This is a genomic window from Neobacillus sp. DZ-9, from assembly GCF_059587065.1.
The window spans coordinates 251,032-262,983 of the sequence record NZ_JCAIOL010000004.1 but is presented as its reverse complement, the minus strand read 5'-3'; the positions used below and the strand labels follow the sequence as shown (position 1 = coordinate 262,983).

Genomic DNA, 11,952 nt, shown 5'->3' with positions numbered 1-11,952 from the left:
TTACTTTCTGATTGCGTTAAGTTTCTCTATATATTTTTCTGCTAGAGTAGTAATTTTGTCAAAATCGCCGCTTTTGGCCGGTGCGATTAGATTGCCGCCAACGCCGACAGCAGAGCATCCCTTAGCAAACCATTTTTCCATGTTTTCTAAGTTCACGCCGCCAGTGGGCATGATATTCACCTGTGGCATCGGCGCTTTAACAGCACTCACAAATTCCGATCCCAAAGCACTTCCCGGGAATAGTTTGATGATATCGACACCCGCTTTTAAAGCTGTTGCGATTTCGTTCAATGTCATGCATCCCGGTAAATAGGGAATCTGATATAAATTGCACAATTTAGCTGTTTCGTCTTCAAAGTATGGACTTACAATATAGTCTGCACCTGCCATGATCGCAATTCTTGCCGTAACTGCATCCAATACAGTCCCTGCACCTATTACAATATCCTGATGGTCTGCATACTTATTCTTTATCTCTTGAACGGCGATTTCTGCCAGCGGCACGGTAAAGGTCAATTCCAGTGCGGTAATGCCCCCTTTAACAAGGGCATCAGTTATACTCAAAGCCTCCGTTTTAGAATCTGCCCGAATAACCGCAATTACTCCGCTGTTTATTAATTTGTTTAGAATCGATACTTTTTTCAAATTGATCACCTGTTTTTATTTTTTAGTCCATTCAAAAGGAAAGGCTCGACTGCCATTAGGCAATCAAGCACTTTCTTTTTTGTTAGATTTATCCAATTTTTCTGATAGTTTGAACGTTGTTTATTTCGCTATTGCGATTTTTTTTAACAATCACATAAGTGAGGGCAAATGAACCGCCGATTGCGATGGCAATTCCGATTAAAGCATATGGGAAATAAGGTCCGACATAGGCAACCAAACTTACAATACTTGAAAGAATATATCCGTAAATTCGAACTCCCATTGTAGCAAAGAAGGTGGAAGCCACTGCACTGCCGATTGAACATGCGATAAACGCTTTTTTATTCTTAATCAGTACCCCGAATAAGGCTGGTTCTGTGATACCGAGAATAGCTGAAAGAGCCGCAGAAAAAATGACTGATTTTTCCGCTTTGCTGTTGGTTTTGAAAACCATTGCAAAAGTGGCGCCGGCAATGGACATATTGGTCATAAACATCATTGGCATTAACATGTCATACCCTTTATCGGCGAAGTTCTGAAGTGCAATTGGTGTGATAGCATGGTGCACGCCAAAAACAATTTCAATCGGTCTGAATCCGCCCATGACAACTCCTGCCAAGATTGGAGAAATATCAAATAAGGATTGAACAATAAAGCCTATACCTTTACCTACATATTCACCCAATGGACCTGTTACCAATAATGAAAAAGGGATTGCAATAAACAATGTTAAAGTAGGGGTAAATACCGTTCTCAACAGGTTTGGCATAAATCTGTCAACCCACTTATAAATATAGCTTAATGCCCATACTGACAAGATAACCGGTATAACCGCACTAGCATAATTATAAACAGGAATTGGCAAACCAAAAAAGTCAAAGGAATGGATCTTGCCCAGTTTAGCAGCGTCGATTAAGGTCGGATACATAAAGCCGCCTGCAATCGCGATGGCAAGGTATTGATTGACTTTAAAGATTTTTGCTGCAGATGCAGCCAGGAAAAATGGCAGGAAGTAAAACACGCCGCTTGAAATCAAGTCAAGCATTTTTACCGTATCGGTTTCAGCTGATAAAACTTTTAAGGCAATTAACCCGGCGATAAGACCTTTAATCATACCTGCTCCGGCGATGGCTGGAACGATTGGTCCGAAAACGCCGGATACAACATCCAATAATCGTCCGAAAGGTCCTTTTTTCTTATTATCTCCCTTGTCATCGAGTTCTTCTTCATCGATTCCCAATTCCTCTGACAAAACAGAGTAATATTTTTGTACATTTGTCCCGATGATGATTTGATATTGATCGCTTTGTAATTGCTCCCCGATAACGGCATCCAATTTCTTTATTTGATCATGTGAGATTAAAGACTCATCATATAAATCGAAGCGAAGCCTTGTCATACAATGCCAAGCTTTCTTTATATTTTCTTTCCCTCCCACGTACTCTATGATTTTTTTGACCGTTTCCTTTTCTTTCACTCCGTTTCATCTCCCTTATATTGAATCTTGTTCCAATTAGACTTTCTATATTGCACTTTGATTTGACACGCTCATAATAGCATAAGGAAAAAATTATTGAAAACGGTTAAAAACAACCAAAAAAATCACGGAAGCCTTTTCATTCCAAAGCTTTTCACGGAATTTTATTATAAATTGGTACGGTAAATTGCTTTATTTCACTAACCTTTCTGACCAAATTGACGCTGCAAATTTACTGTGTTTAAATCTAATTATAAATCACTTTGATTTGACACAATTGAATGCAGAGAGAAGGAGAATCAAAGTTGGAACCCACCATTATTACAGATATAAAATCATTTGTGACGAATCCACATCGACATAATCTTATTGTTGTCAAAATAGAAACAAATAAAGGCATTTTCGGATATGGATGTGCCACTTTTCAGCAGCGTCCATTAGCTGTTCAAACCATTATTGATGAATATTTAAAGCCTCTTTTAATTGATCGTGATGCAAACCATATAGAAGATTTATGGCAATTAATGATGGTCAATTCCTATTGGAGAAATGGCCCGGTTATTAATAATGCCATTGCAGGTATCGATATGGCTTTATGGGATATCAAGGCAAAGCTAGCAAACATGCCACTTTACCAATTGCTTGGTGGAAAGTCCAAAAACGCGATTGCGGCATATGGCCATGCGGACGGGCTTACGCTCGAGGAACTTTTTCATAATGTGGATACGCTAATGGAACGAGGATTCCGCCATATCCGCTGCCAATTAGGGAAATATGGCGGCAAAAATCATGATATGCACTTAACCACACATATTAGTGAGGGTGAATATTTCGATCCGGACATCTATATGAAAGATGTTGTATATATGTTTAAAGCTTTACGAGAAAAGTATGGCTATTCCATTCATTTCTTGCACGATGTCCATGAAAGACTGTTTCCTAATCAGGCACTTCAATTGGCCAAAGATCTGGAACCATATAAGCTATTCTTCCTCGAGGATATCTTGCCTCCGGATCAAACCGAATGGCTGTCTCAGTTGAGAACACAATGTACAACACCTATCGCCATTGGTGAACTGTTTAATAACCCAATGGAGTGGAAAAATCTGATTGTCAATCGGCAAATTGATTATATTCGCTGCCATGTTTCCCAGATTGGCGGTATCACACCTGCCCTGAAGCTCGCAGCACTTTGCGAAAATTTCGGTGTCCGAATAGCGTGGCATGGCCCATCTGACATGACTCCAATTGGTGTAGCTGTCAATACTCATTTAAATATTCATCTTCATAATGCAGCGATTCAAGAGATCCAGGAACCCGATGAAACAACGAAGAAAATGTTCCCTCATTCAGTTGAAGTAGTGGATGGATATATATATCCAATTGAGAGAGTTGGTATTGGCGTTGATTTTAATGAAGACATGGCCAAAGAATATCCAGTGAGATATAGAAAGCATGAATGGACTCAAGCACGTATTCCAAATGGTTCAATTCATACACCATAATTAAACAAACCCTCTCTAGTATATTGCTTAAGAGGGTTTTTATTATATAGAATGTTGTTAAAAACATCCCTGAGGTAATCATGATGAAAAAAAGAGATTTCATTGCAGATGATATCCTAAGTAAGGTTTATCAAAATAAATACAAAGCTGGAGAAAAAATGCCTACTGAAAGGGATCTTGCGAAGCAATATGACGTTTCACGATATACCATTCGGGAAGCATTGAAAAAACTCGTCAATATTGGATGTATCAAAATCATCCAAGGTTCAGGAATTTTTGTAAGTGATACAAAATATAAAAGTCCATTAATTTATAATTCATTAACTGAAAAAAAATTTAAAGAAATTGAATCTAAGATGATCTATATAAAAAAGATCACCGCTGATGCAGCATTAGAAAAAATCTTTGATATCAACGGGCAAAATGCAAAGTTATGGGAGTACAAACGGGTTAGGATTGTCGATTATCAAAAAGTACAAATTGAAACGACCAGATTACCCTATTCCTATTTTCCAGATTTAAATGAAGCAGTAGTAACAAGCTCCGTACATGATTATGTACAACAAAACGATTACCAAATATCTCACTTCATCACAACATATAGTGCCGTAAATGTCAGTAAAGAAGATGCTGAGCTCCTCAATTGCAAGAAGGGTACTGCGGCAATGAAGATCGTCAATAGAGGGATTCTACAAAACAGCAAAGTGTTTGAATACAGTGAAATTATTAATTTAGATTATTCCGTTTCCTATTTTACACCATTTAACCCTTATAGTCATAAGTACAGAAAGAATTAATACTATTTGTATTATGATTCGACGTATTGAGTAAGTCGTGCATTGGTTTGACTACAAAAATTACCATTAAGTAACATTGACTAATTGATACATTTCCAAAAAAGGTTCCTATTTTTAGGAACCTTTTCTCATTAAATACGGCTCGCTTAGCACAATCGATAAGGGAACGATTTTCTTATTTTTTTATGTACAAAAAAGGGGTATCCCTTAAAAGTCATGCTTTTGGGACACCCTGTTTCCTGCTCCAGCAACCAATTCTGGACTAATGCTTGCTTTCACAAATTAATATACTTAAGTCTTCACCATTAGTCTTAATAACTTTTTTATACCAATTATAGCTGTCTTTTAATATTCTTTTCTTGCTGCCATTGCCATAATCATCTTGATCCACATAGATAAAACCGTAGCGTTTGGACATTTCAGAAGATGAACAGCTGATAATATCGATAGGTCCCCAAGCGTAGTAACCGCGAAGGTCAACACCGTCTTTGATCGCTTCTTTCATTTGTTCAATGTGTGCGCGGTAGTATTCAATCCGATAAGAGTCGTGAATTTCGCCATTTTCCAATTCGTCATAATAGCCAACACCATTTTCGGTGATGTAGATTGGGCACTGATAACGGTCATAGAACAAGTTCAGGTAGGTTCTAAGCCCAACTGGATCAATAGACCAGCCCCAAGGATTGGCATCCAATTGTGGATTGCGGTAGTCTTCATTACCATTTGCATAACTTTCAGCATCGCAAATGCGAGTATAGTAATAAGAGAAGGACATAAAGTCAGCCGTGTTTTTCAGAGCTTCCTCATCGCCCTCGCCAAACTCTATGTTGATACCAATATCATCAAAATATCGGAATGCATAACCAGGATAATACCCGCGCAGCAATACATCGGCAAAGAAGTATTCCATCTGGTTATGACGAACCGTAGCTAGTACGTCTTCGGGTTTTGGAGTGGCTGGATAAGCTGGGCCGCCGCATAACATCATGCCGATCTGTAAATCAGGATAGTTTTCATGAGCGTATTTCGTTGCGTAGCCGCAAGCCACCATTTCATTGTGCACACCTTGATATTTTGCTTCCAAAAGATTATCGACCTTATCTTCAGCAATCCCTAAATGGTTAAACGATTCATGTACGATTAAGTTAATTTGGTTAATGATGATCCAATGTTTCACTTTTTCGTGGTAACGATCAAATAATACGTTACAAAAACGAGTGAAGAATTCAATCAATTCTCGAGAATACCAGCCCTTATAAGCCGTTGTTAATTGTAAAGGCATTTCATAGTGTGATATTGTAATCATCGGCACCATGCCGTTTTTGATGATTTCATCAAATAAATCATCGTAGAACTTCAAGCCTTCTTCATTTGGCTCCAGCTCATCGCCGTTCGGGAAGATCCGTGACCAGGCAACAGATGTTCTAAATGTTTTCAAGCCCATTTCAGCTAATAGTCTCAAATCTTCTTTATACGTATGAAAGAAGTCAATGCCCCAACGTTTTGGGAACACGCGATCTGTGCTATTTAAAGCATCTTTGATGTATTGAGAGTCAATTTCTTTGTTTGACTTTTTCTCAATCGGAATATCATTACGGAATTCATTAATATCGGCTACACTCAAGCCTTTACCATTCTGGTCATATGCGCCTTCTGCCTGATTGGCGGCGATAGCGCCGCCCCATAAAAAGTCCTTTGGGAAACCTGCAGGTACTCTATTCAAGTTCATTCACCCTTTCCAGTTTTTCTAATTTCGCTAAACGCGCGTCATAGGCTTCGAATATCTTGATCATTCGTTTGGCAATGTTAATTTCACTATAAATCGTCATTAACGTATCCTGGGCATGGGCAAACAGTACAGAGTATTCGCCGTTTTCCCCTTGTGTTTCCTCTGAAATGGCATTTGTTTGAATACGATGGGCTTTGACGATTTCATCATTCGCTCGCTTCATTTCCGCTTTCGCAATTTCAAAATCACTATTTTCAATCGCTTTTAAAGCATTCATGCAATGGGTGCGTGCATCGCCGGCATGAAGAATAATTTGCATTGAATTCTGAGCTGTTTTCTCATCTATCATTTTTAAAATCTCCTTAAAATCATTATTTCGCTTCTTTTAATTTGGCAGTGGTTTTTACCTCTTTTGTTTCGTTAGCCATTTCTTGTTTTTCATACACTTTAAAGAATGGGTACCAAATAAGAGTCGCTACCGTCACACAGATGAGCATTAAAATTATGCCGCTAATAGTCCCTGTTGTGATCCAAGTCGAGATTGGGAAAGGCACATACCATAAATCAAAGACGATTTTTGGAATGGGAGCAAAGTGAATGACTTTTGTTCCAATCCAAATGATGATTGGTAAAATAATCGAGATGATCCACATAGGCAGCATCATGATAGGATTCCAAGCAATCGCCCCAAAAACAATCGGTTCATTGATGTTAAAAATCCCAGGAGTAATACTAGCTCGTCCCAACGCTTTCAGTTTCGCATTCTTTGAGAAAGCCATCATCAAAACCAATGGCAATGTTGTACCGATACCACCAACGAACAAATAGGCTGAAAAGAGAGTTTCAGATGTAACAAGATAGTGTGCTCCAGCAGTAGCATTAGCGGTAATGGCCGCTAACCAAATCGGCTTCGTTATTGGAGTCAGCACCCAAGTGGAAATACCTAATGTGTATAAGAAACAGGTAATAAAGGTCAAAAGTGGGAAGCCCCAGGGTGATTCCATTATGTTTCCTAACGGTTTGAATAATTTCTGAATCGTGTTGTATAAATCGAATCCTGCGATATCGACTACCAACCAAGTGGTAACTATTACAACTGCAATAGGCAGCATGGCATCAAACCAGGCACGGACAAAGTCAGGAATGACGGACTCTTCTTTAAAGAAGGAGAACTTTCCAAAAAGCCCCATGATGAAACCAGTAAATACGCCCGCAACAATCGCTACAAACATACCACCTGCACCCAACGATTCATGGCTGAAGCCAACAGCTTTATCCGCAATGACTTGTGGAGTAATAATAATTAAGAAAGTAATAAGGCCTGAACAACCTGCGATAAAACGTTGTTTACGCAAACGTTTCTTTTCCATTAAGTTAAATGGAATTAAGAAAGAAATTAATAGAGATAACAGACCCATGGTCCAACCGAAAAGTGTCCAGAAATTCGGGTAGTTTTTAATATGGAAGACATCACCCGGGATGGTTAATAAACAAAATACAGAACCTAATAAAATAAATGGAAGCAATTGCATGATCGAGTCTTTTAACGTAGTGACCCAAACATTATTGTTAATTTTCATCATCTTAGGTGAGAAATCTTTTTCCAGCCATGTAATCATTTTTTGCATGTGAAAATACACCTCGAATCCTTAAGTTTTAGAATTCCTTTAATAAATCTTCTAAAGCTGCATCACCATCAAGAGTGGAATAGTAGGAAGGTTTCATCAGGATCACCTTTACATCAGCATCACCGATATACTCTTCGATTTCATCTAAAATATAGGCTAAATGAGGCCCCACCATTAAGGCATCGATTTGATCAATATAGTTTTCAATTTCTGCTTCACCGCGGGCTTTAATGTCAATCTCGAGGCTCCGCTTTGCCGCTGCTTTACGAATATTCGATGCCATAAAACCAGAACTTGCTCCAGATCCACAAACTAATAGTACGTTTAATTTTTTCATTTAAATCCCCTCAGTTCTTCATTTATTTGATAGCGCTATCATTTGTTTCTATCTCCACTATAAAGTGAATCTCGACACCTCTCAAATATTCGTTTACACTAATGTGGTGCAAAAAAATATTTTTTACGGTGCAAATATATGTATTTTACGGTGCAAATCCATATTTCAAGAAAAATGGAGCTGAAATTCTATGAATGCAAAATACAGAAATATTCTACGTCATCTAAGCACACAAAATGGCTGGACCTCATCTACTCAGCTTGCAAGTACACTAGGTATTTCAAAAAGAAGTGTAAAAACATATATTTCCGAGATTAACTCAATGCAACATGATTTGATCCTTTCATCTAAAAAGGGTTATCAGGTCGATTTGCAAAAATTAAACCCCTTTTTAGCATCTATGAATAAAACGATTCCCCAAACCCCTATAGAACGGTCTGATTATCTATTAAAATGTCTGGTTAATGCGGAGGCTCCGCTTAATATTTACGATTTAAGTGATGAACTATATATTAGCGAAGTAACGCTAAAAGGCGATTTGCGTAGAGTAAAACTCCGTTTGGCCAATCATGATTTGGAATTGAAAATCAACGGGGACTCGCTTCAAATCGTTGGCAATGAAAAGAGCAAACGGAAATTGATGAGCTCGATTCTTTATAGCGAGACTAATGATAATTTTTTGGATATTGATAAGTTAAAAGCATCCTTTGAGGGTTTTGATATTGATTATATCCGTGCTGCAGTGGCGGAAGTCTTTTCGACCCATCATTATTTTACAAATGACTATTCGTTAACCAATCTCATCCTCCATATTGCCATCGCCATCGATCGGATGAAAAACGGCTTTATTTATCCGAAGCAAGCAGATGGAGAGGTCAGTCAGGATAAGGAATACAAAATTGCTGTTGAGATTGCCGAGAAACTAGGGCAACATTTTAACCTCGAGTATTCCGAAGGAGAACTCCGCGACCTCGTTCTCCTTATTTCCAGCAGCGGGACAAGTATCAACTTCATGCACCTACAGCTTTCCGATTTGCAGGACGTTGCCGGATTGAGGTGCTTGAATCTAGTCGGAAAAATTCTCGAAGATTTAAAAAGTAATTACTATCTAGTGATTGACGATCCTGACTTTCTAGTACGCTTCACCCTTCATATCAAGAATTTGCTTATGCGATTGGAGAATCATTTTTCAAGTAAAAATCCGTTGACTTCTACCATTAAGCTTAACTGTCCATCGATCTATGATTGTGCTGTTCATGTCTCGTATACGATTAAAGAAGAAACTGGCTATAGTGTTGGTGATGATGAAATTGCCTACATCGCCTTTCATTTAGGCTATGCCTTAGAGATGCAAAAACAGGCCAATTCCAAAATTGTCTGCTCGATCCTTTTTCCCTTTTACTATAATTACAATGTACAATTGACGGATAAGTTAACAAAACAGTTTGGTGAAGACCTGCTCATTCAACACATTGTGACCAATGAAAGTGATTTGGATGCATTAAATAGTGATTTGGTCATTTCGGCCGTACAGCTGAATACGGTTCCGAAGATGCCCTATGTTGTGATTAATCCTTTTTTCTCAAGCATTGATCAAAACAAAGTGTCCAATAAAATCAGTGAGCTAAAGGAAATGAAGCGGAAGGAATCCTTCAAGAAAAATATTGAAGCCGTCATGGATGAGCAATTATTTGAAATCGTTCATTCTGAAGGGACAAAAGAGGATACCCTTACGATGATGTGCAAAATCATGGAACAAAAAGGATATGTCGATACTTCTTTTCTTTCCAGTGTAAAAGAACGGGAGGCGATGTCCTCAACAGCCTTTGGCCGGATTGCGATTCCACACGCAATCAAAATGAATGCGAAACAAACAGGAATGTTCGCCTTATTAAATCCCAAGGGTATTAAGTGGAATGACTTAACCGTGAACTTAGTCTTACTTCTATCTGTTAGCAAGGACGATCGGAAAATATTCCATGAGGTTATGGATTCGTTAGCCACGATCTTGACTGAAGAAGGGAATGTAGCTCAAATTGTGACGGCAGCAGATTATCAATGCTTCATTAAATTGCTTGTTTCCTATTACTAATTAACATTCATAACACACAGCCATTTTACTCATTGTGTATTTTAGGTTTATCCCAAATGTATACTCATCAGTAAAAAAAGCGACTGCTCTTATTGAACAGTCGCTCTTTTGTATGTTTTTAGGAATAATTAACTAGAATTGGAAAATTACTTTGGTGCCTTTTACTTATTGCTAAATAGAACGTGATGCATGATAATGATAATCAATATCAATGATAATCGTTATCATTTACTACGGAGGTATTATTATGTTTATTCAATTTTTAAAGGAAAACCGTTTTGTATCCCTGCTGCTTGCTGCACTTCGACTTTATCTTGGATGGCAGTGGTTAAATGCTGGCTGGGGAAAAATCTCTAGTGGAAAATTCGATGCCTCCGGCTTTTTAAACGGAGCAGTTAAAAATATGTCTGGTGAACATCCAGCTGTGCAACCCTGGTGGGGTAATTTTTTAAAAGAGGTTGCAATTCCATACGTGGATCTTTTTAATGTCATTGTTCCTTGGGGAGAATTTTTAGTAGGGCTCGGCTTAATCTTAGGAATTTTCACATCATTTTCTATACTAATGGCGCTTACTATGAATTTTGCTTATATGTTATCAGGAACTACAAGCACAAATCCTCAAATGGCTATAATAGGTATCATTATACTTGCAGCAGGAATAAATGCTGGAAAAATTGGATTAGATCGTTGGTTCACTCCTTTATTTAGAAAATTGGTTAATAAGAAGGCAGGGAATGAACAATTATCCCAAAGTGTCTAATGAAAATAGCCCCTCTCATCATTTGAGAGGGGGTTTATTTCATTAAATAGAATTCAAAAAGATTGAATTGACGGTTAGATTAGGTGAAACGGGAGAACTCTCTCCACACCTCTTAATATTTATAAGATTGTCCACCATCAATTGGAATAACAGCTGCGTTGATGAAGTTGGCTTGATCAGATAGCAGGAATGCTACTAAATAGCCCACTTCTTCTGGTTTACCGAAACGTTTCATTGGGTTTGGCTGAACAAATTGTTTTCCTACCTCTTCCCAGTTATCTGGATCCATTTGTTTTAATGAACCTTCGACCATCGGTGTCATGATTGCGCCTGGTGCAATGGCTTTGATGCTGATTCCGTATTGACCATATTCAATTCCAGAGTTTCTAGTTAAGCCTACCACGCCGTGCTTACTAGCTGCATAACCAGATTGGTTTCCTACCCCGCGAATACCTCCAACAGAAGCAGTATTAACAATAGAGCCAAAGCCTTGTTCTCTCATGACTTTCAAAACGTGTTTCATTCCATAAAACACACCATTTAAATTGACACCAACTACTTTTTGAAATTCATCAATGCCAAAATCCTCTGTTAGGTTTTGTTTTCCTTCGATCCCTGCGTTGTTGAAGAAACTATCGATTTTTCCAAATTTCTCAACTGTTTCATTTACATAGTTTTCAACTGCTTGTTCATCTGCCACATTCGCAGTGATCAGCAGCATTTCTGTGTTTGGTGCAACTTCTAACACTTTGCTTTTTGTTTCTTCTAATGAAGCAGCGTTTAAATCAACAAGTGAAAGTTTCGCTCCTTCTTTTGCTACTTGTAAGGCAGAGGCTTGTCCTAAACCAGAACCTGCACCTGTAATTAATACCACTTTTCCATCAAAACGATTACTCATTGGAAATTTCCTCCCTTTGTTTTAGTTTCAAGGTCTAAAGTGTATTTTTAAAAATTATTTGTAATTAAAATATCTCACATTAAG

The 11,952-nt window shown here is 38.1% G+C and carries 11 protein-coding genes; 4 read left to right on the top strand and 7 right to left on the bottom strand.

Features of this window, described 5'->3' with window-relative positions:
• The gene (locus tag AC59HZ_RS13085; RefSeq protein ID WP_496546258.1) at window positions 1-645 is read right to left on the bottom strand and encodes a bifunctional 4-hydroxy-2-oxoglutarate aldolase/2-dehydro-3-deoxy-phosphogluconate aldolase; all 645 of its coding nucleotides are present in this window, start codon (window positions 643-645) and stop codon (window positions 1-3) included.
• 88 nt (window positions 646-733) lie between these two features.
• Window positions 734-2,122 (bottom strand): PTS transporter subunit EIIC, encoded by a 1,389-nt coding sequence (locus tag AC59HZ_RS13080; RefSeq protein ID WP_496546257.1) that lies wholly within the window; start codon window positions 2,120-2,122, stop codon window positions 734-736.
• A gap of 305 nt (window positions 2,123-2,427) precedes the next feature.
• On the opposite strand from AC59HZ_RS13080, the gene AC59HZ_RS13075 reads away from it, so the two are divergent.
• Window positions 2,428-3,627 (top strand): enolase C-terminal domain-like protein, encoded by a 1,200-nt coding sequence (locus tag AC59HZ_RS13075; protein ID WP_496546256.1) that lies wholly within the window; start codon window positions 2,428-2,430, stop codon window positions 3,625-3,627.
• A gap of 80 nt (window positions 3,628-3,707) precedes the next feature.
• Window positions 3,708-4,424 carry a GntR family transcriptional regulator gene (locus tag AC59HZ_RS13070; RefSeq protein WP_496546255.1) on the top strand — a complete coding sequence of 239 codons (717 nt, stop codon included), beginning with the start codon at window positions 3,708-3,710 and terminating at the stop codon, window positions 4,422-4,424.
• A gap of 262 nt (window positions 4,425-4,686) precedes the next feature.
• On the opposite strand, the gene AC59HZ_RS13065 is transcribed toward AC59HZ_RS13070, so the two are convergent.
• The 4 genes from AC59HZ_RS13065 to AC59HZ_RS13050 are packed head-to-tail and all read right to left on the bottom strand — an operon-like array spanning window position 4,687 to window position 8,118.
• On the bottom strand, window positions 4,687-6,147 hold the full coding sequence (locus AC59HZ_RS13065) for a glycoside hydrolase family 1 protein (protein ID WP_496546254.1): 1,461 nt from the start codon (window positions 6,145-6,147) through the stop codon (window positions 4,687-4,689).
• Complete coding sequence (locus AC59HZ_RS13060; protein WP_496546253.1) at window positions 6,140-6,502, bottom strand: PTS sugar transporter subunit IIA; 363 nt, start codon at window positions 6,500-6,502, stop codon at window positions 6,140-6,142. The genes AC59HZ_RS13065 and AC59HZ_RS13060 overlap by 8 nt, the downstream gene beginning before the upstream one ends.
• A 22-nt stretch (window positions 6,503-6,524) precedes the next feature.
• The gene (locus AC59HZ_RS13055; RefSeq protein ID WP_496546252.1) at window positions 6,525-7,781 is read right to left on the bottom strand and encodes a PTS sugar transporter subunit IIC; all 1,257 of its coding nucleotides are present in this window, start codon (window positions 7,779-7,781) and stop codon (window positions 6,525-6,527) included.
• Window positions 7,782-7,809: 28 nt separating this feature from the next.
• Window positions 7,810-8,118 (bottom strand): PTS sugar transporter subunit IIB, encoded by a 309-nt coding sequence (locus AC59HZ_RS13050; RefSeq protein ID WP_496546251.1) that lies wholly within the window; start codon window positions 8,116-8,118, stop codon window positions 7,810-7,812.
• Between the two features lie 190 nt (window positions 8,119-8,308).
• On the opposite strand from AC59HZ_RS13050, the gene AC59HZ_RS13045 reads away from it, so the two are divergent.
• The gene (locus AC59HZ_RS13045; RefSeq protein WP_496546250.1) at window positions 8,309-10,210 is read left to right on the top strand and encodes a BglG family transcription antiterminator; all 1,902 of its coding nucleotides are present in this window, start codon (window positions 8,309-8,311) and stop codon (window positions 10,208-10,210) included.
• A gap of 247 nt (window positions 10,211-10,457) precedes the next feature.
• Window positions 10,458-10,970, top strand: a complete 513-nt coding sequence (locus AC59HZ_RS13040) for a TQO small subunit DoxD (protein ID WP_496546249.1) — start codon at window positions 10,458-10,460, stop codon at window positions 10,968-10,970.
• A gap of 112 nt (window positions 10,971-11,082) precedes the next feature.
• Here the strand turns inward: AC59HZ_RS13040 and AC59HZ_RS13035 are convergent, their stop codons facing one another.
• Entirely contained in the window at window positions 11,083-11,868 is a 786-nt protein-coding gene (locus AC59HZ_RS13035; RefSeq protein ID WP_496546248.1) for an SDR family oxidoreductase, read from the bottom strand.
• Between the last annotated feature and the right edge of the window lie 84 nt (window positions 11,869-11,952).

Bases quoted from the DNA above. Each gene is read 5' to 3' on its own strand.
- AC59HZ_RS13055 (WP_496546252.1), bottom strand. From the start codon at position 7,781: ATGCAAAAAATGATTACATGGCTGGAAAAAGATTTCTCACCTAAGATG.
- AC59HZ_RS13035 (WP_496546248.1), bottom strand. From the start codon at position 11,868: ATGAGTAATCGTTTTGATGGAAAAGTGGTATTAATTACAGGTGCAGGT.
- AC59HZ_RS13045 (WP_496546250.1), top strand. From the start codon at position 8,309: ATGAATGCAAAATACAGAAATATTCTACGTCATCTAAGCACACAAAAT.
- AC59HZ_RS13050 (WP_496546251.1), bottom strand. From the start codon at position 8,118: ATGAAAAAATTAAACGTACTATTAGTTTGTGGATCTGGAGCAAGTTCT.
- AC59HZ_RS13040 (WP_496546249.1), top strand. From the start codon at position 10,458: ATGTTTATTCAATTTTTAAAGGAAAACCGTTTTGTATCCCTGCTGCTT.
- AC59HZ_RS13070 (WP_496546255.1), top strand. From the start codon at position 3,708: ATGATGAAAAAAAGAGATTTCATTGCAGATGATATCCTAAGTAAGGTT.
- AC59HZ_RS13060 (WP_496546253.1), bottom strand. From the start codon at position 6,502: ATGATAGATGAGAAAACAGCTCAGAATTCAATGCAAATTATTCTTCAT.